This is a genomic window from Clostridium sp. OM02-18AC, from assembly GCF_003481825.1.
GTDB lineage: Bacteria > Bacillota > Clostridia > Lachnospirales > Lachnospiraceae > Brotaphodocola.
In genome coordinates this window covers 75792-95594 of sequence record NZ_QULW01000007.1, presented here as the reverse complement: position 1 = coordinate 95594, position 19803 = coordinate 75792, and the positions used below count along the sequence as shown (strand labels likewise).

The following is a 19803-nucleotide window of genomic DNA, read 5'->3' as shown; positions in this document are numbered from 1 at the left end:
CCCTATGCATATGATCGACAGAAACAGTCCCTGCTGGTGCGGCAGCGGACTCAAATACAAAAAATGTCATTACGATTTCGATGAAAAGCTGAAAATGTACGAGAACAAAGGCTGTATCGTCCCGGAGCACAATATGATCAAAACTCCGGAACAGATTGAAAAGATCAAGGCAAGTGCCAAAGTCAACATTGCCGTGTTAGACTATGTGGCGGAGCACATCAAGGCAGGGGTCACCACGGAAGAGATTGACCAGTGGGTTTATGAGGAAACCACAAAACGCGGTGCCATTCCTGCTCCGTTAAACTTCGAAGGCTTCCCAAAAAGTGTCTGCACTTCCATTAATGAAGTTGTTTGCCACGGCATCCCGGATCCGGACCGCGTTCTTCAGGATGGCGATATCATCAACGTAGACTGCTCGACCATCTTAAACGGCTACTATTCCGATTCCTCCCGCATGTTCTGCATCGGCGATGTCTCACCAGAAAAAAAGCGCCTGGTAGAGATCACCAGACAGAGTATTGAAGTTGGATTAAAAGAAGTAAAACCATGGAATTTCTTAGGTGATATGGGTGCTGCCATCCATGATTTTGTACGCGAAAACGGCTACAGCGTCGTCCGCGAGATCGGCGGCCACGGTGTCGGACTCCAGTTCCACGAGGAACCATGGGTCAGCTATGTTTCCGAGCGCGGCACCGAAATGCTTATGGTCCCGGGCATGATGTTTACCATTGAACCTATGGTAAATATGGGAAAACCGGATGTTTTCGTGGACGCAGATGACGACTGGACCGTATACACCGAAGATGGAAAACCATCTGCGCAGTGGGAGATCCAGGTGCTGGTTACCGAAGACGGATACGAGATCATCGCATATTAAATCAAATGCGCAGACCCTACAATTTCGTATGAGTCTGCGCATTTTTTATGCAATATGATATTTACGGAAGTGACAGGCGGATCCCGGATAACGCCTGAATATCTTCCTCCTGATGTGTGCTAAGAAGCGTGAGCTTTCCGGCACACTTTTTTTGTATGTAGCCAAGCACCTGCCTGCGTGTCCCGTCATCCAGACCGGTAAATGGCTCATCCAGGATCAGAAGATCAAACGGCGCACACAGAGCCCTGCAGACGGCTACGCGGCGTTTCTGCCCGCCGCTCAATGTAGAAACTGAACGATCCAGACATTCTTCCGGCAGCAGTTTTCGCAGCTCCTGGCATACTTTTTTTCTGTCCATGGACAAATCCGCTGTCATAAGCACGTTATCGACTGGCGAAAACGCTTCGCAAAGACGGTCTTCCTGAAAAACAGCGCTGATCCGGATCGAAGAAACGGCTGTCCGGACTGCATTTTGCGTAAACACCGTAACCGAGCCTGCATCCGCATCTTCCAGCCCCATTAAAATCCGAAAAAGTGTGGTCTTTCCCTTTCCGGAGGGCGCCATCAGGCAGTAAATGTGACCGCTTTCCAGATCCATGGAAACGTGTTCCAGGACCTTCTGATCACCAAACTTTTTTGATACATCACGGATCTGCAGTTTCATGTGCCGTTTCTCCCTTCTGCGGGCAAAGTCTGGACAGCAAACATAAAAATACCCGTTCACTCACCGCACTGACCAGAATGATCACAAGGCTCCATGCAAACAGATCTGCTGTCTCCAGATAGATTTTTGCCATATATAAGTGCTCTCCGACCGAATGCTCCGGCAAACCGATCACTTCCGCAGCTGCCCCCGATTTCCAGCCCATGCCCAGGGCAATCCTGCAGCCGCTTAACAGATAGGGAAGCACTGCAGGAAGATAAATAAAACGCAGTTTTTTCCAGCGGGGCATCTGAAAAACTGCAGCCATTTCCAGCAATTTGGGGTCTGTGCTATTCAGTCCGGATAACGTATTCACGTAGATGACCGGCAAAACCACCAAACATGAAATCACCACAGATAGATTGCGGGATCCAGCCCAGATCAGTGCCAGAATCACAAAAGAAGCAACCGGAACTGATTTTAAAAACAGCATAAACGGTTCCAGAAATTCTTTGAGAAGCGGAATGCAATATGCCAGACCGCCCAGAAGGACTCCTGCCGCAAAAGCAAGCAGAAATCCTGCGCTGATGCGGCAAAAAGATCCCGCCAGGGAATGCCAGAAATCCCGGGATCCAAACAGCGTTCCCAAAGCCTGCAGGACCTCAAGTGGCCCTACAAGCATAATGGAATTCTGGATCAGTCCGGCTGCAGCCTGCCAGAGAAGCAGCCACAGGCAGATCATAACAGGTTTTCTCAGTTTATTCATGGATATAATAGAAACCATCATCCGGAAGCTGTCCGCCTACGGAAGACGGATCCTGTTCAAACAATGCCTCCAGATAGCCGGAAAGTCTGGTTTTCATTTCTTCTCCATCGATGTAGGTAATACTGCAATAAGGAATCGCCTTTGCTGCAACCGGTGCTTTTTCGATAATTCCTGCTGCGGCAACCAGCGATGCCGTATCTTCCACATGTGCATTGGCATAATCGGCAGATGCCTCATGCTCTTTCAGGAATGTATCAACAGCTTCCTGATTCTGCTCGATCACATCTTTCCGGCATACGGTAACACCGGTTACTAAGGAACTTCCGTTCTCTGGCTGGGTCTTGTCCCATTCTTCGGTCAGGTTCAGCACCATTTTTAAGTTTTCATTCTGTGCCATGGCTGCAGTCACGAATGGCTGCGGCAAAAGTCCGATGGCATCCGGGTTTTCTTTCAAAACAGCTGCAACTTCCGTCGCTTCGGATTTATATTCAATGTTCACATCATCTGCAGTCATGCTGTTTGCACCGAGCAGATACTGAAGTACATAATCCGGTGTGGTTCCCTTTCCGGTCATGTATATGGTTTTTCCTTTCAGGTCAGCCATATTATGGATGGAATCATCTGCCGCTACAACGTAAAGTACGCCAAGCGTGTTGATATCGATCACTTCAATGCCCTGTTTTGTCTTCTGATAAAGGACGCTTGCCAGATTCGCAGGTACCAGCGCAATATCGAGATCTCCGGAAACCATCTGTGCTGCCAGCTCAGATGCGTCTGCAGCCATGGTAAATTCATAAGAACCTTCGGAATTTCCTTTGGATGCCTGATCCATCAAAGATACCAGTCCGATCGTTGTCGGTCCCTTTAAAGAGCCTACGTGCAATGTCATGGCATCCGCATGTTCTGCCCCTGTATCTGCTTTAGAACCTGCCTCCTCACTCTGGGCTTCTGCAGCTGCTTCTGTGGCCTCTTCCGACGGTTCCGCTGCGGTCTCAGACTCCGATGCTGCGGTCGTCTGTGTCTTGTCGGAACCGGAGCATCCAGCCAGCAAAGCGGCAGTCATGGCACAGGTCAAAATAGTGGCGATCGTTCTTTTCTTCATAAATCTTTCCTCTCTTTCTCCATTCGCCTTTTCTGTCAGATGTTCTATTCTTTCAGGTTAGCGCGAATGCATAATGCTATTGTAGCATAGATTCCCAGGATCGGAAATTTTTTCTTATGTATCTTCAGAAACACTTGCTGTTTGAAAGATTTATGTTATAGTATTGGTGAACGTTATTCTTAGGAAAATGTATCATCCCAAAGTCGGACGCAGCAGGCTGCGCCTCATTTTATGAAACATTTCACAGGACGAAAGTTTCCTATGAAATCTACATAATCTGCCGCGGCATCTTTTTTCAGATGCGTGGCAGCCAAAAACCGCTTTGAAAACAGCGCGGTTCTATCATGCAGAAAACAGAATTCCGTGCGGACCATTTTGGCTGCAACAAACATACTCTGTTTTTCGCCATCACAGGGAGCAGTTTTGGTATGTTCCGTCTTCCATTCTTAAGATTCCGTTCATTGTATCCCCAATTAATCTAAACAATGCTGAAAAACAGGGGACACCGGTCTGTTTGTTTTTGCGCAATACGGATTGCTGCAGCCTGCAGATCATGCCGTTTTATCAGCGAAAGAAGGAGAAAACAATGAAAACAGCAACAAGGAATCCCATCAATTCTGAACTTTCCCACTCCCGGACTTCATTTATGGTGAAGCTGGCGCTCATGGTAGCCATTATCTTTGTCATGGCTTTCTCGCCGCTTGGCTATTTACGTACTCCGGGACTTACCATTACCTTTTTAACCGTTCCGGTTGCCGTCGGCGCCATTATTCTGGGACCGACAGCCGGTGCCATCTGCGGTGCAGCATTCGGAATTACCAGTGCGATCATGGCACTGACCGGCGGTTCCGCATTCAGCGCAGCACTCCTGCAGATCAATCCATTTGGTCTGATGTTTACCTGCCTGGTACCGCGTATTCTCGAAGGCTGGCTCAGCGGTCTGATCTTCCAGCTTGTACGGAAATTTTCCAAAAACGGTGCCTACTTTGCAGCCAGTCTGGCCTGCCCGCTCTTAAATACCCTGTTCTTCATGAGCTCTCTGGTGCTGTTCTTTTATCACACCGAGTACATCCAGAACATTGCTTCCGGTCTTGGCGCGGCAAATCCACTCATTTTTGTGATCCTGTTTGTCGGATTGCAGGGTGCCATTGAGGCTGTCGCTTGCACCATTCTCGGAAGTGCAGTTTCCCGCGCGCTGAGTGCTGCTTTCAGACAGTAACCATACCGTTTTTCAAACAAAACCGCAGGACTTTGTTTTTGCTTTTCACAATTTTTATAGCCAGGAGGCATTCTCATGCATTTATTTGGATCCATTCGGGAAATCCCGATTACCGAACTAGAAGGGCTTCGCATCGGCAATGCCCAGGACTACGATGCCATGACCGGTGTCACCGTACTTCTTTTTGATCATGGTGCACGGGCCGGTGTCGACATCAGCGGAGGCGGTCCTGCTTCCCGGGAAACACCGCTTACCTCCCCGCTGACCGCAGATAATCCCTTAAATGCAATCGTCTTATCCGGCGGTTCCGCATTTGGTCTTGCCGCCAGTGACGGAGTGATGCGTTATCTGGAAGAACACGGCATCGGATATGATACCGGCTTTGCCAAAGTTCCGCTTGTCTGCCAGTCCTGCATTTTTGATCTTGGCATAGGCCGTGCAGATGTGCGCCCGGATGCCGCCATGGGCTATGCGGCCTGCGTCGATGCCGAACATCCGCACCCGGAATCCGGCATTGTCGGAGGAGGCACCGGTGCCAGTGTAGGCAAAATCTGCGGCCGGGACAAAGCATTCAAGACCGGTCTTGGTCTGTACGCCGTATCCTGCGGAGAACTGAAAATCGCCGCTGTGGTCGTCCTCAATGCACTCGGTGATATTTTCGATCCGGCTACCGGAGAAAAAATCGCCGGTCCAAAGAAAGAAGACGGTACCGGTTTCTACGATACCCGTGAAGAATTATACAAGATCAGCCGGCGCACAGATCTCTTTCAGAACGATCCAAACAGCAAAAGCAACACCACCATCGGTGCCATCATCACCAACGGTGGTTTCTCCAAGGCAGAGTTAAACAAGCTGGCTTCCATGGCACGCTGCGGCTATGCACGCTGCATCAACCCGGTCAATACCATGGCCGATGGAGATTCCATCTACGCGGCTTCTGTCGGAGACGTCCCGGCCGACTTGAATGTAGCCGGAACACTGGCTGCCGAAGTTATGGCTGAGGCGATCCAGAGGGCGGTGCGGGCTGCGGGGACAAAATCTTCAGCAGTTCTTCCTTGCTGAGACTTCCGATAGAAACCTGCTCTCCGGATATGATCTGGTCTGCCAGATCCCGCTTCTGTTCCTGAAGCTTTAAGATATTTTCCTCTACAGTATCTTTCATGATCAGTTTAAATACGGATACCTGCTTTTCCTGACCGATGCGATGGGCACGGTCGGTTGCCTGGTTCTGGGCCGCCACGTTCCACCACGGATCGTAATGGATGACAACATCCGCAGCGGTTAAGTTCAATCCGGTTCCTCCGGCTTTTAACGAAATGAGGAAAACCGGCGTGTCATCGGTCTGGAACGCTCCGGCCATACGGATGCGTTCTTCCTTCGGTGTTGCTCCCGTCAGTTCATGGAAAGCGATGCCTTCTTTCTTTAAGCGTGCTCCGATCAGTTCTAACATCGAAGTAAACTGGGAGAACAAGAGAATCTTGTGTCCGCCCGCAATTCCTCCCGTGATCAGTTCCATACAGGTATCAAGCTTTGCCGAGCCGCCCTTATAACGGTCGAAGCATAAGGACGGATCGCAGCAGATCTGGCGCAGCTTTGTCAATTCTGCCAGTACCTGGATGCGCTCGCTTCCATAGGTATCGCCGCTCATCTGCTCCAGTTCTTCTTTTAAAGCCAGGGCGTGTGCCGTATAGAGCTGCTTCTGCTCCTCTTCCGCCATAGAATATACTACGGTCTCCAGCTTGTCCGGGAGATCCTTTAATACGTCTTTCTTTAAGCGGCGCAGCACAAAGGGACCAGAAAGCCTCCGTAAGTTTTCCAGGACATACAGGTTTCCGTCTTTTGCGATCGGTGTTTCAAACTGTTTTCGGAACCGGGAATACGTGAACAAAAATCCCGGCATCAGATAATCAAAAATGCTCCACAGTTCTGACAGACGGTTCTCAATCGGAGTACCTGTCAAAGCATAACGCGTCTGCGCTTTGATCAGCTTGACAGATTTCGCACTCTGGGTCAGCGGATTTTTAATGTACTGTGCCTCATCGATCACCTGGAAGCGGAACTGGAACGGCTCATAGAATGCGATATCACGCTTCAGAAGGTCGTATGAAGTAATCAGAATCTGAGGGTGGCAGATTGCCGTCACAGATTCCAATGCCGGATTTTCCTGTCCTGATTTCAAATTGTCCTGGACAGATTCCAGATTGCCCAGAGCAGCCCCTGTGGCAGATTCCATGGAATTTGCTTCTGCTGCTTTCGCAGCCTGTTTCCGGACTTCAGCTTTCACCTCTGCCGCCTGCCGCAAAATTTCCTCCCGCTCCGGCGCAGTCCCGGTTACCGTCTGTACCGTCAGCCCCGGTGCAAACCGCTTTAATTCATTCTCCCAGTTGTACACCAGGGAAGCCGGACATACGATCAGCGTCTGGGAATCCGGGTGCGTTTTCGCCTCTGCCTGCAAAAGCGTGATGATCTGGATGGTTTTTCCAAGTCCCATATCATCGGCCAGAATGCCTCCAAACCCATTTACGTCCAGAGTTTTCAGCCAACGGTATCCGGTCTTCTGGTAACCGCGCAGCACCTGCTTTAACGAATCCGGAACCGCATAGTCACTGTCTTCCACAGATTTCATGCCGCGCACGACCGCACGGAACAGATTGTCCCGGTAAAAAGTGATGCCATTGCCTTCTTTTAACACACTATCCAGATAAAGGGCGCGGTAGACCGGGACTTTAACGGTGCCGGACAACAATTCTTCCTTTCCAATCCCGAGACTGTCCGTCATACGCGCTACGGTCATCAGGCCATTTTCACCTACATCTAAAAACTCTCCATTTTTTAAGCGGTAGTACTTCTTTTTCGGATCATAACCGGCGAGAATATCAAGCAGCTCGCTCCGGCTCATACCTTCGGCGTCCACATTCAACTCCAGCCATCTTCCGGATGTCTGAACACCGACTTTCACCTGCGGTGACGGCAGCACACGGATCTGTCTTGCCGCATCGGTCACCAGAACCTGACCCAGGGACATGAATTCGTCCATGCCTTCGGATAACAGACGGTACAGTGCGTCTTCGTCGCCCCGGATTACCAGAAATTCCGACTCACCGTCGCGGTACTGGAAATATTTTGTGATGACCTGGCTGATCTTAAATTCTGCCGGGACATCGCGGCAGATGATCCGCGGAACCTTGTCGTCATTTAAAGGCGAGAAAGAAAAATCTCCATAGGAAAGCAGCGGCTTCATGGTAATCTCATCCGGACCGGTACTGTCAAACGAAAACTGCGCCTTCAGTTCCTTCGGGCGGTAGCTTTCCAGATCCACGTCCGTCACGGTCAGCTCTGCATAAGGCAGGATTTTTTGCAGGACACGCTCATAAAACAGTGGAATGTCCCGGTCCTGAATATCCAGCGTATGGCTCTTTTTATCTTTCAAAACCTGTTCCAGGAACACGCCAAGTTCCCTGGATTCGGTTTCATCCAGACACACAAGGCGGGTCTGGTCTCCCACATACCAGCCGCGTTCTCCCGGAATTCCAAACAGTTCCTGATCCACGGAAACGGCAATACCGTCGCGGCCTGCGCGGCGGATCTGGACCGGAAGGCGCATGCATTCCTGCTGCACCTTCACGTTGACATGGCTTCCATCGCCAAACTCTACCTCCAGTTCCCGGTTTTCCATTAACTGGAAAAAGCGGTCACGGTTGGCCCGGTTTAAATTCAGGGTGCGAAGTCCCTGCATCGTCACAAACGAACTCTTGCGGAACTGTTCAAAATGCTCCTGGTAAACCTGCACCAGCTCTAACAGCAGAGCACAAAGTTCCCGGTCCTCCTGCGCAAACGCATTCAGACTGTGATGAAAAGTCAGCTGTTTTCCGTAAGACACACTGGCTCCGGTACGCACCGCTTCCGCAAACGCCATCAGATCCTTGATAATATAAAAACGATCCCGCCCCAGTTTAAATTCCAGACTGGCAGAACCGTTTTTCAACATCAGGCGCGGCACCAGCCGGATCTCTGTCTCCTCCGAATCCTCAATGATCTTTGCCACTTCCCGGTTGGTATACTCCCGGATCATGGTGCGGATCTCCTGTGAGGTGGAGACAGGGCGGCCGGAATGCAGCTCCTGTTCTTTTTTCCATTGTTCCCATACAAGCTTCGCATGCGCGCACATGCCCTTGTAAGAATTTCCATTCACACAAGAACAAGAGTAGTCACGAACCTGACTACCCTTGACATATAAATTTACTTTGTATAACCGATCCCCATCCTGGACGGAGGCCTGGATTCCCTGCTCTCCCTTCCAGAATGTGCTGGTGGCAGACTCCATGATCTTCATATAATGCCTCCTTGCTGCGCGGGCTTCGCCCTATAGATGACATACCCCAGCTCGATTTCACTTCGCTTCATCTCGCTGCGCGGGCTTCGCCCTATGCCAGAAAACAACAGAGACCTGCTTTGTGAGCAAGCTCACACGCCTGTCTCTCTTGTTTCCTGGCGCATGTCACTGCTGTAACGTTACATCCGTTCCGGTGCCTTAAATCCCAGTACCTGAATGCATGCCTCCAGAACGCGTTTTACCAGAGTGATGAGGGCAATCCAGCTTGCCTGACGCTCCTTATCCTCTTCTGCCAGGATACGGGTATCATGGTAGAAGCTGTTGAAGGCATTGGACAGGTCGAAGATGTACTGACAGATCTTGTGCGGTGCAGTCTCTGCGAATGCATTTTCCATCACATCGTTGTATTTGGACAGTTCCAGCATCAGGGCTTTTTCTGCATCACTGGCTGCCGGGAGAATGGTGTCTGCCTTTGCGTCCGGATTCTGTGCCTCGTATTTGCCCAGAATGGATTTGATGCGGACGATGGTATACAGGATGTATGGACCGGTATTTCCCTCGAAGGAGATAAAGCGGTCGATATCAAAAATGTAATCCTTTGCTGCCTGGTTGGATAAGTCACCATATTTTAAAGCAGCAAGGCCGACGATCTTTGCGGTCTCCTTTGCCTCTTCCTCATCCATGCTGCGGTTTTCCATGATACGGTCATAAACAGCTGCATTGATATCTGCAATGAGGTGCTCCAGACGCATGACACCACCGTCTCTGGTCTTAAACGGTTTTCCATCCTTGCCGTTCATGGTACCAAAACCGATATGAACCATCGGGGTTTCCGGTTTTACATATCCAGCCTTCTTCGCTACACGGAAGACCTGCTTAAAGTGAAGCTCCTGACGTTTGTCTGCAACATAAATGTATTTTACCGGCTGGAAGTCCTTCTCACGCTCCAGGATCGTTCCCAGATCAGAGGTTGCGTACAGGGCAGCTCCGTCAGACTTACGCACGATACACGGCGGCAGTTCCTTGGAGTCAGTCGGCTCAGTTACATCTACAACCAGGGCGCCCTGGCTCTCGTACGCCAGACCCTTGTCCTGCAGATCCTGGATCAGCCACGGAATGTACTCCTCAGCGTCGCTCTCGCCTTTCCAGAGTTCAAAATGAACATCCAGATTGCCATAGTTTTTCTTTAAATCTGCCAGAGAAACCTTCATGATATGTTTCCAGATGGCAGTGTACGGCGGATAACCTTTCTGAAGCTTGAAGGTTGCGGTCTGCGCGCGCTCCTTAAATGCCTCATCCACCTTGGACTTTCCGCTTGCGGTCGGGTAAATATCCTCCAGCTCGCTGATGGTAAACGGCGGCTCGGACGGATACTCTCCGGTATAGGTTTCATCGAAATATACAAGATCCGGCTTACGGTCACGCAGTTCCTCGATAATGAGGCCCATCTGCAGGCCCCAGTCACCCAGATGTACGTCACCAATCATATTGTAGCCTAAGTAGCGGCCCATGCGCTTTACGCTTTCACCAATAACAGCAGAACGCAGATGGCCGACATGCAGCGGCTTTGCCACGTTGGCTCCGCCGTAGTCCACAATGATGGTCTCACCGTGGCCTTCTTCCTCCACACCAAGCTTTTCTTCCTTTGCCATGCCATTCATGTAATCAGCAAGATAAGCTGCATTCAAGCGGATGTTGATGAAGCCCGGCATCACGGCATTGATCTCGGAAAACATGTTGTCGCCGTTTAACTTCTCTACCACCTCATTTGCAATGTCGATGGGTTTCTTTTTATAAGCCTTGGCTGCAGCCATAGCACCGTTGCACTGGTACTCACATAAGTCCGGGCGGTTGGATAAGACAACCTTTGCATAAGACGCATCGTAGCCACAGGCGGTAAATGCAGACTTCATCTCGTCTGCGATCAGATCCAGAATTCTCTTCACCTTGATTTCTCCTTTGATTGGTTTCTTTTCCTCGTTTTTCTGAACTATTATTATATCCGATTCTGCTATAAAATGCAAGAAAAGGGCGGATTAAGCCCAAAAAACAGTTGAAAAATACAGGCTTTTAGTATAGAATATAGTAGATTAATCGCGAGTACGCAAATTCAAGGAGGAATATCACATGATTTCAGCAGGTGATTTTAGAAACGGCATTACTCTGGAAATCGAGGGTAACGTATACCAGATCGTAGAGTTCCAGCATGTAAAACCGGGTAAGGGTGCTGCTTTCGTAAGAACCAAAATCAAAAATGTTATGACCGGTTCCGTAGTAGAGAGAACCTTCCGTCCGACCGAGAAGTTCCCGTCTGCAAGAATCGACCGTGTAGATATGCAGTATCTGTATGAAGATGGCGATCTGTACAACTTCATGAACATGGAGAACTACGAGCAGATGGCTCTCGCAGCAGACGTGATCGGTGATGCATTAAAGTTCGTTAAGGAGAATGAGGTTGTTAAGATCTGCTCTTACAACGGTAAAGTATTCTCCGTAGAGCCGCCGTTATTCGTAGAGCTCGAGATCACCAACACCGAGCCGGGCTTCAAGGGCGATACCGCACAGGGCGCTACCAAGCCGGCAACCGTTGAGACTGGCGCAACCGTATACGTTCCGCTGTTCGTTGACAACGGTGATAAGATCAAGATCGACACCCGTACCGGTGAGTATCTGTCCAGAGTTTAATACGCTGTACCGTTTCCGATCTTAAAACACGCGCCGCAGGGCGCACGGAAAAGAATTGAAAAGAGGCGATTCCTGTTTCAGGAACCGCCTCTTTTTTATTGATACATCATACTTTCGCATGGACTGCCAAGTCACCCGTGACATGTCCGCTGATTCAGAAAATTTCTGTCCGTGAACATCAGCCAAACTTCTCCTGCGCGTCCAGAAGATACTGCACATAAAATGCAGCACCATTTGGCAATGCCTCCTCATCGAGATCAAAGCGCTCATGATGCAGCGGATAGCAGCAGTCTTTTTCCTCGTTTCTGCACCCGATAAACGCATACACGCCCGGGAATTTTTCCAGGAAATAAGAGAAATCTTCGCCGCCCGGTGTGCCCTCATAATGGATGACACCCTCTTCGCCCAGGATCTTCTTTACGGATTCTTCAGCAATCTCACTGCAATGCTTATCGTTGATCGTGGCCGGGATATCGGTATAATAATCCAGTTCATACGACGCACGGTAAGCCTCACAGGTGCTCTTGATCACCCGCTCGATCATACCTGGAAGTTTTTTCTGCAATTCCGGGTTAAACGTGCGGACGGTTCCGCTCATCTCGGCTGTCTCTGCGATAATGTTCGCCAGAGTTCCTGCATGGAACGTACAGATGCTGACCACAACCGTATCCATCGGATTGGTTTCCCTGCTGACCAGGCTCTGCAGCGCATCGATCACCTTGGCGCCTACATAGATCGGGTCAACGGAATACTGCGGCATGGCACCATGTCCACTGTGTCCGATGATCTTAATATTCATAAAACCTGCTGAAGTATAACGCGGTCCCGGATCCACCGAAATGGTTCCGGTCTTTAAGTACGGGAAAATATGCATTCCTGCTACCGTATCCAGCTCTCCCAGCTTTCCGGAGTTTAAAATCTGAAGTGCTCCGTTCATCTGCTCTTCTGCCGGCTGGAAGATGAATTTTACGGTACAGTTTAGTTCATCGCGATGTTCCGAAAGAACCTTTGCCGCCGTCAGCAGCATGCTGATATGTCCGTCATGACCACATGCATGCATAACGCCCGGGTTTTCGGATTTGAATTCCAGATTCTTCACCTCCGTGATCGGAAGCGCATCAATGTCACAGCGCAGACCGATAACCGGATGGTCTTTCTTTCCTTTCAGGGTTGCGATGGTTCCGGTTTCCCCTACGGTTTCGTATGGGATTCCCATCTTGTCCAGTTCTGCACGGATCCGCTTAGCGGTACCGTTCTCCTTCATGCTCAGTTCCGGATGACGGTGAAACATCCGGCGCATGGAGATTGTATACTCTTTCTGTTTTAATACTTCTTCCATTACGTTCATAAAGTACGCGCTCCTCTCCACACTTTATACACGGCTCACTTCGCTACAGTCTGCACGCATGCCCTGCAGTGAAGTAAGCCGGTGTTTTCATCACTCCGTTCTTATTTTTAGAACGGACCATATCCGATTGCTACCGCAATGTACAGGAATACCAGCTGCATTACCAGGAACATGCCCTGTAACGGCAGAATAAATTTATACCAGCTCTTTAACGGCACTTTTGCCAGGGACAGGTAAATTAACAGGGTTCCGTTGGTAAACCAGAAGGTATTGGAGATACCATCACCAAACTGGAATGCCATAACTGCAGTCTGTCTGGTAATATGAAGCATATCTGCAAGCGGAACCATGATCGGCATCACTGCAGTTGCCTGACCGGATCCGGACGGGATCAGTGCATTGATGAAGAAGTTCACGATAAACATGCCGACTGCGCTGACATAAGCAGATGCGCCGTTCATCAGACCGGAAAGGCTGTGTACCAGCGGATCTACCAGACCGCCGGTAGTCATGGTCCACTGTACGGATCTTGCAATACCAATGATCAGGGCACCGGCAAATGCGCCGCGGCATCCATCCAGGATCATGTTGATGCCATCGCTCATTCCAACGCGGTTTACCACGCATACAATCAGGGCACCCATTAAGAATACGGTTGCCATCTCGGTGTAAGACCACTTTAAGTTCAGGATGCCGTAGATGGTAACCAGGATCGTAACCAGAAGTACCAGGGCAGAAACCTTCTTCGGCGCATCAAATTTCAGGTTCGGATCTACCGGAATGCGGAGGGAAGAAGTATCAATGTTTTTGACCAGACTCTTAGACGGATCCGCCTTTACTTTTTTCGCATAGCGCATCGTCCAGACCAGGCTTAAGATCCAGACACAGAACAGAGCCGGGAAACGAAGTTCCCATCCGGAGAACATCGGCAGTTCTGCGATGGTATGGGAAACACCTACAGTAAACATGTTAAACGGTGCTACCGCAAAACTGATCAGGCAGGCAAAACCAGAGATTGCCATACCAACCAGGGAATCGTACCCCAGGGATAATGCCAGGGAAATGATGATCGGTACGAACGGAATGATATGTTCGCTCCATCCCAGGATACCGCCCAGGATAAAGAAGACGATCATGACAATCGCGATGATCACCTGGCTGCTGAGCTTTTCGGATGCCTTCAGCACGCTGTTGATGGCTGCGCCAACGGTATCCGTGCGCTTATAGATTTCTACAACACCGCCGATGATCATGATACAGAACATCATATTTGCGGTTGCTGTCATGCCTTCCGGAATCGAACGGAACATCTGAAAAATCGATACCGGCGTCCGGTCTACCGCATGGTAACTGTCTGCAAGCACCCGGGTCACGCCATCCACGGTTTCACGGTCGTAAGCACCAGGTTTCACAAAATACGATACGATGGTACATAAGATCACCATGATGACCAGCGGAATAAACGGGTTCATGGTGCGGGATGCTTTTTTTGTGTCTTTACTCATGTTTTTCCCCTTTCTACTGTAAAGCAGTCAGAATTCTTTCAGAATCTGCTTTATCAGCTGTAACATGTTCTCCATTTCCTCAATGACGACATATTCACCGGCACTATGCGAATGATAAATGGAAAGTCCGATCGGAATGCTGCGGATCCCAATCTGCTGTGTGCAGGTCGCATCCATGACCCCAAACGATCTCGTCCGCTTCATGGGAATTCCAACGCTGGCATAAATGTTTTCCAGACGTTTCAGCATATCCTCATTAACGGAAAAATCAGACTCCGGGAAATCGCATTCCGTGCTGATGTTACAGCGGCAGCCGGTTCTTTTTGCGGTATCTTCCATGATCCGAAACATATCCGCGGAAACCTGTTCCCATTTTTCAGAACCAAATGTGCGAATCTCCATGTCGAAACGGGCATGACCCGGAACTGCATTGGACGGTGACAGGGAAACCAGGTCAAATACATTGATCCGGAGATTTTCGTCCACCTGCCCCATGGGAATCTGATGAAGGATCTCAACGGCAGCAGCCAAAGCATTCACGCCAGGTTCATTTTTTCTTATAACATGGGCTCCCTGTCCCATCAGTTCTACATGAATAAAATGTCTGGATGGTGTGCAAAGCAATATTTCTCCAGTAATATAATGGTCTGGTATCAGTGCTTCTTCACTTTCCACATGCGAATAATCCGCAAACTTTGCCCCATGAGACCCCAGTTCCTGACATACCGTGAACAAAAGCTCTACCGGTCGGAACGCTTCCTTCTTTTCCTTCAGTTCTGCCAACGCTTCCATAACCAGGGCAATCGCAAGTTTTCCATCTGCCCCCAGGACACTGTTTCCGGCACTGTAAATTTTCCCATCTTTTACATAGGATTTCACCTGACTGCCTGGTGCTACGGTATCCAGATGAAGAACAAATAGCAGCGGCTTTTTGTCACTCTGCCCTGGTATCTTCGCCAGAATATTCCATCCATCCGTAACCACCTGGCTGTCCAGAAGCTGACGCTCAAACGCAATTCCCATGGCATTTAGTTCCTGTTCCATATACTCGCAGAATGCGCGTTCATGATGCGTTTCACTTCCGCAGTCTGCATATCGCATAAAACGTGCAACGGTTCCTTCGATTTTGTATACCTCCTTTCCCAATCATTGCCCTATGAAGATTTTAGCACCGGGCCAGCGAAAAAACTATTGGTTAAATCCAGTAGTTTTTTTCTCTATTTTTGTGCAAATGCATAAATATCGTTCTCATTTTCCTTGTTTTTTTCTATTATTTTATTATAATAGTATAAAAACACGGAGGAGGGATTTTCTTGGACATGACCATCATGAATCAGATCGCCGCAAAACTGAAAGAGCACACGCCTGACGGACTGCTGATCTGCGATGCCAGCGGACGCGTTGTTGCATCCACAAGCCCGGATCAGATCGGATCTTTAAACCTCCTCGCCATCCAGTGCCTGAACCATAATGGTCCCGCCTCTTCCCTGGAACCCGGACAGTTTTCCGGTGCCGCCGCACCGCTGCGCTATCAGAACAGCCGGATCGGTGCGCTGGTTCTTCCTTCTGCTGCTTCTGATTCTCTCAGACAGGCAACCATCTTAAGTTCTGCTGTGGAGCTGATGTATGAAGAACTGCTGAATTCCAGAAATGTCCAGGCACAAACCAAAGAACGCGACCAGTTTCTGTTTGAATGGCTCCATATGCAGCCTCCGTACAGTGAAGCATTTCAAAAACGCGGCGAAGAATTTGGCTTCCAGATTCTGTCACCGCACACCATGCTTGTTTTTCAGCCGCAATCGGAAACATTTCCCGTGCTCATCCCCATGATCCAAAATCTTCTTGATGAGAAAGATGCCATGGTTTCCCTCTCTCCCGATACGCAACTGATCTTAATCAAAGAGGAGCCGGGCTACGACAAACGATTTCACCGACTCCTTGCCGTGCTTTCCAAATTTCCGGCTGCGTTCTGCAAAAATCAGAAAAACCTTTCTGCCGGCTGTGCCCTTGCGCGCGAATGTCTCTCACTCGGTCAGCTTCTGTTTCCTGACCTTGGGTGTTACGACTATGATTATATGAAAACTGCCCTGGTACTCAGTCACGCTGACATACCAGGGCTGGAGCATGATTTTTCCATTCTGAAAGAAAAAGGTTCCAGTGCCCAGTTAGCAGAAACGGTTGTCTCCTACATTCAGTGCAGCGGAGACATCCAGAAGCTGAGCGCCAAACTGCATGTCCATCGCAACAGCATCCCTTACCGGATCCGCCGGATCAAAGAGCTGTGCGGGAAAGATTTAAATGATGCGTATGATCTGATGGCACTTTATGCTTCGTATATCCGCTATATCTGTTTGCAGGAAAAAGAGCCGTAAAATTCCCATGACTGTCTTATATACATTCAGAACAGTCCGCTGTACTCCGGCTGAGAATGGCTGTTTTCATAATTTCTGCACACGTCCATGAATTCCCGGATTGGTGCGGTAAGCAATTTGTCCCGATGATAGACCAGATAAAAGTACCGTTTAAATTCCACCCCATCGATCTGGATCTCACGTATTTTCCCATCACGGAGCGGAATCTCAACCATTCGTCTGGGCACAACCGAAATCCCCAGTCCGGAAATCACTGCATTTACAAGCGCTGTCGTACTGGTTGCCTCCCAGGACGGCTTTACAAAAATCTGATGCTGTGCCATCACCTTATCAAAGGACTCTCTTGTCCCACTTCCCGGTTCACGTAAAAGCAAATGCTGCAGTGCAAACTCTTCTGCTGACATTTGAATTCTTTCTGAATCCCCGTTTCCTGATGCATCCATTCCTCGCTCCCAGTCTTTTCCCGGCGCAACTGCTACCAGATAGTCCTCCATATATTGTTCTGCTATCAGATTCTTCTCATGAACCGGACTCTCCACCAATCCAATATCCAGATCATTGCTGAGAATCTTTTTCTCGATCAGATCCGACGCTCCAATCAAGACCTGCGTATTCACATCCGGATGCGTATGCGCATAACTTTCCACATACCCTGGCAGAAACTGGGAACCAATTGTCACACTGCTTCCAATACGCAGCATGCCTTTGCTTCCCCAACTGCGCATGCCTTCTTCCATATCATCAAACAGACCAAGAATACGGATCACATAATCCTGAAACTGCTTTCCTGCCTCTGTCAAATACAGCCTTTTTCCCAACCGGTCGAAGAGATTCACACCATAATATTCTTCCAGTTCCTGGATTGCCAGCGTCACAGCAGGCTGTGCCATATAAAGCTGACGCGCTGCCCTCGTCAGATTGTTTTCATTCTCGATCACCGCCCGAAAAATCCTCATATGCCGGATTGTCATGATACTATGCCTCCCTTTCTTCCTCTCTTTCCTTGTATCAAAGGCCAATCATATTGTTTTTATTATCATTGTTATATAATTATATTATTTTTCATATAATCCGTCCAGTGCTATAGTATATCAGGAACAGCAAAACTACTCCGAATTATATATGGAAACGAAAGGAATGGTAATCTATCTCTATGGAACATCACAACAATCCTACGCAGGAAGCCTCCCTAAAACAGTCGAATGCTTCCGTTCTGAAAAAATTATTTTTTTCTACCCTCTACTTAAGCACCTTCACGTTTGGCGGCGGATACGTAATTGTCAGTCTCCTGAAAACCAAATTTGTAGACGAACTTCACTGGATCGATGAAACGGAAATGCTGGATCTGATCGCGATCGCCCAGTCTTCACCCGGTGCGATCGCCGTCAACGGTGCCATTGTTGTCGGGTATAAGCTTGCCGGAATGCCCGGAATCCTCTGCTCGATCCTCGGTGCGATCCTTCCGCCGTTTGTCATCATCACTGCAGTCTCAGCGTTTTACAACGCATTCCGCGAAAGCTTCTTTATTCAAAATCTGCTAAACGGCATGCGGGCCGGAGTCGGCGCTGTCATCATCTCCGTTGTATACGACATGGGCGGCGGGGTTCTGAAGCTGCGCTCCCTCACTCTGGCACTGATCATGATCGCGGCCTTCATTGCCAACTATATCTTAAAAATCAACGTGATTCTGATCATTCTTGTAACTGCACTGATCGGTGCGTTCCGCACGGTGATCACGGTCAGACGGGAAAACATTCCGTCTGCCGGGAAAGGAGAAAACGAATGATGATTTACTTTCAGCTTTTCTTCGCATTTCTGCAGATCGGTGCCTTCAGCTTTGGCGGCGGATATGCCGCAATGCCGCTGATCCAGGCCCAGGTGATCGATAAATATCACTGGCTTACCTTAAATGATTTTACAAATCTGATCACCATCGCAGAGATGACACCAGGTCCTATCGCCGTCAACTCCTCCACCTTTGTCGGCAACCAGGTGGCAGGAATTCCAGGTGCCCTGATTGCCACCCTCGGCTGTATTCTTCCTTCCTGCATCTTTGTGACGATCCTTGCGAAGCTTTACGCAAAATACCGCAATCTGCGCCTGATGAAAGGAATTCTGGAATCCCTGCGGCCAGCTGTAGTTGCCATGATCCTGACTGCCGGAATCACCATTCTGATCCCGACCTTTTTCCTCGATGGAAGCATTTCCATCACCGGCGGTAATCTGCAGCTGCGCTATCTGATCTACTTTTTCACTGCGTTGTTCTTTCTGCGCAAGGTGAAGATTGATCCGATCAAGGTCATGGTTTCGTGCGGATTCGCGGAAGTGCTCTATCAGATTTTTCTGACATACTTCCCCGTAATATGAAAAAGGGGCTGCAAAGCAGAGGAGGCGCCACCGGCACCTTCTCGATATGCAAAGCAACAAGAAAAAAACAGGGATCTCATCCCTGTTTTTTCTGTTTCCGTCTATAAAAGAATAGCACAACCGCCTCCAGATACCGCTTTAGAACAATCTGGATCTCTTCTTTTGGATTGATCGGTTTTACCAGGATTCCATAAAGTCCGGCCCGGTTGGCACCATACACATCGGTAAAAAGCTGGTCCCCTACAAACAGGACTTCTTCTTTGCGAAGTCCCATCTCACGCACAGCACGGTCGTAGTTTTTTATACCCGGTTTTCCCGCTTTGTAAATATAGGGAGAATGAACCTGGTCTGCGAATGATTTCACACGCGGTTCCTTGTTATTCGATAACAGGCATGTCCGAAACCCAAGCGCATAAAGCTGCTCAAACAGGGTGATCGCCCTGCTGTCTGCCGGTGCCCCGTGAGGGACCAGGGTGTTGTCAATATCAAAAATAACGCCCTTTTTCCCACGCGCTTTCCAGCCTTCCCAGTCAATTTCATAGGTGCTGTCCACCCATTCTTTCGGATAAAATGGTTTTAATATCAC

At 49.2% G+C, this 19803-nt stretch carries 17 protein-coding genes; 7 read left to right on the top strand and 10 right to left on the bottom strand.

Features of this window, described 5'->3' with window-relative positions; translation table 11 throughout:
• Nucleotides 1–4 precede the first annotated feature (4 nt).
• On the top strand, nucleotides 5–877 hold the full coding sequence (locus DXB18_RS06780; protein ID WP_118543601.1) for a methionyl aminopeptidase: 873 nt from the start codon (nucleotides 5–7) through the stop codon (nucleotides 875–877).
• 61 nt (nucleotides 878–938) lie between these two features.
• Here DXB18_RS06780 and DXB18_RS06775 read toward each other — a convergent pair whose 3' ends face one another.
• Genes DXB18_RS06775 through DXB18_RS06765 form a run of 3 tightly spaced genes read right to left on the bottom strand, consistent with a single transcriptional unit; the run spans nucleotide 939 to nucleotide 3388 of the window.
• Nucleotides 939–1541 (bottom strand): ABC transporter ATP-binding protein, encoded by a 603-nt coding sequence (locus tag DXB18_RS06775; protein ID WP_118706755.1) that lies wholly within the window; start codon nucleotides 1539–1541, stop codon nucleotides 939–941.
• Nucleotides 1522–2286: an ABC transporter permease subunit gene (locus DXB18_RS06770; RefSeq protein WP_243035347.1), complete on the bottom strand. Its 765-nt coding sequence runs from the start codon at nucleotides 2284–2286 to the stop codon at nucleotides 1522–1524. The genes DXB18_RS06775 and DXB18_RS06770 overlap by 20 nt, the downstream gene beginning before the upstream one ends.
• Nucleotides 2279–3388, bottom strand: coding sequence for an ABC transporter substrate-binding protein (locus DXB18_RS06765; RefSeq protein WP_118543603.1), 1110 nt, complete (start codon nucleotides 3386–3388; stop codon nucleotides 2279–2281). Before DXB18_RS06765 ends, DXB18_RS06770 begins: the two co-directional genes overlap by 8 nt.
• A 586-nt stretch (nucleotides 3389–3974) precedes the next feature.
• On the opposite strand from DXB18_RS06765, the gene DXB18_RS06760 reads away from it, so the two are divergent.
• On the top strand, nucleotides 3975–4607 hold the full coding sequence (locus DXB18_RS06760; protein ID WP_118706821.1) for an ECF transporter S component: 633 nt from the start codon (nucleotides 3975–3977) through the stop codon (nucleotides 4605–4607).
• 75 nt (nucleotides 4608–4682) lie between these two features.
• On the top strand, nucleotides 4683–5669 hold the full coding sequence (locus tag DXB18_RS06755) for a P1 family peptidase (protein ID WP_118706753.1): 987 nt from the start codon (nucleotides 4683–4685) through the stop codon (nucleotides 5667–5669).
• On the opposite strand, the gene DXB18_RS06750 is transcribed toward DXB18_RS06755, so the two are convergent.
• Both DXB18_RS06750 and argS read right to left on the bottom strand, forming a co-directional pair.
• Nucleotides 5599–8940, bottom strand: a complete 3342-nt coding sequence (locus DXB18_RS06750) for a DEAD/DEAH box helicase (RefSeq protein ID WP_118706751.1) — start codon at nucleotides 8938–8940, stop codon at nucleotides 5599–5601. The genes DXB18_RS06755 and DXB18_RS06750 overlap by 71 nt on opposite strands.
• Nucleotides 8941–9119: 179 nt before the next feature.
• Nucleotides 9120–10886 (bottom strand): arginine--tRNA ligase, encoded by a 1767-nt coding sequence (gene argS / locus DXB18_RS06745; protein WP_118706749.1) that lies wholly within the window; start codon nucleotides 10884–10886, stop codon nucleotides 9120–9122.
• Between the two features lie 181 nt (nucleotides 10887–11067).
• On the opposite strand from argS, the gene efp reads away from it, so the two are divergent.
• Nucleotides 11068–11625, top strand: coding sequence for an elongation factor P (gene efp / locus DXB18_RS06740; protein ID WP_118534287.1), 558 nt, complete (start codon nucleotides 11068–11070; stop codon nucleotides 11623–11625).
• Between the two features lie 178 nt (nucleotides 11626–11803).
• Here efp and DXB18_RS06735 read toward each other — a convergent pair whose 3' ends face one another.
• The 3 genes from DXB18_RS06735 to DXB18_RS06725 all read right to left on the bottom strand — a co-directional run bounded on the left by DXB18_RS06735 (nucleotide 11804) and on the right by DXB18_RS06725 (nucleotide 15624).
• Complete coding sequence (locus DXB18_RS06735; protein ID WP_118543606.1) at nucleotides 11804–12973, bottom strand: amidohydrolase; 1170 nt, start codon at nucleotides 12971–12973, stop codon at nucleotides 11804–11806.
• Nucleotides 12974–13080: 107 nt separating this feature from the next.
• A complete protein-coding gene (locus DXB18_RS06730) occupies nucleotides 13081–14478 on the bottom strand; it encodes a YfcC family protein (protein WP_118543607.1) in 1398 nt (465 codons plus the stop codon).
• Between the two features lie 27 nt (nucleotides 14479–14505).
• Nucleotides 14506–15624, bottom strand: coding sequence for a M20/M25/M40 family metallo-hydrolase (locus DXB18_RS06725; protein ID WP_243103244.1), 1119 nt, complete (start codon nucleotides 15622–15624; stop codon nucleotides 14506–14508).
• A 173-nt stretch (nucleotides 15625–15797) separates the two neighbouring features.
• Here DXB18_RS06725 and DXB18_RS06720 point away from each other — a divergent pair, with 173 nt between their 5' ends.
• Nucleotides 15798–16850: a helix-turn-helix domain-containing protein gene (locus DXB18_RS06720; RefSeq protein ID WP_118706745.1), complete on the top strand. Its 1053-nt coding sequence runs from the start codon at nucleotides 15798–15800 to the stop codon at nucleotides 16848–16850.
• A 26-nt stretch (nucleotides 16851–16876) separates the two neighbouring features.
• On the opposite strand, the gene DXB18_RS06715 is transcribed toward DXB18_RS06720, so the two are convergent.
• Complete coding sequence (locus DXB18_RS06715; protein WP_182430499.1) at nucleotides 16877–17821, bottom strand: LysR family transcriptional regulator; 945 nt, start codon at nucleotides 17819–17821, stop codon at nucleotides 16877–16879.
• Between the two features lie 182 nt (nucleotides 17822–18003).
• Here DXB18_RS06715 and DXB18_RS06710 point away from each other — a divergent pair, with 182 nt between their 5' ends.
• Together DXB18_RS06710 and DXB18_RS06705 are read left to right on the top strand one after the other, a co-directional pair.
• A complete protein-coding gene (locus tag DXB18_RS06710; RefSeq protein ID WP_118706743.1) occupies nucleotides 18004–18636 on the top strand; it encodes a chromate transporter in 633 nt (210 codons plus the stop codon).
• Nucleotides 18633–19217: a chromate transporter gene (locus tag DXB18_RS06705; protein ID WP_347560093.1), complete on the top strand. Its 585-nt coding sequence runs from the start codon at nucleotides 18633–18635 to the stop codon at nucleotides 19215–19217. Before DXB18_RS06710 ends, DXB18_RS06705 begins: the two co-directional genes overlap by 4 nt.
• A 76-nt stretch (nucleotides 19218–19293) precedes the next feature.
• Here the strand turns inward: DXB18_RS06705 and DXB18_RS06700 are convergent, their stop codons facing one another.
• Nucleotides 19294–19800, bottom strand: coding sequence for a YqeG family HAD IIIA-type phosphatase (locus tag DXB18_RS06700; protein ID WP_118706817.1), 507 nt, complete (start codon nucleotides 19798–19800; stop codon nucleotides 19294–19296).
• Between the last annotated feature and the right edge of the window lie 3 nt (nucleotides 19801–19803).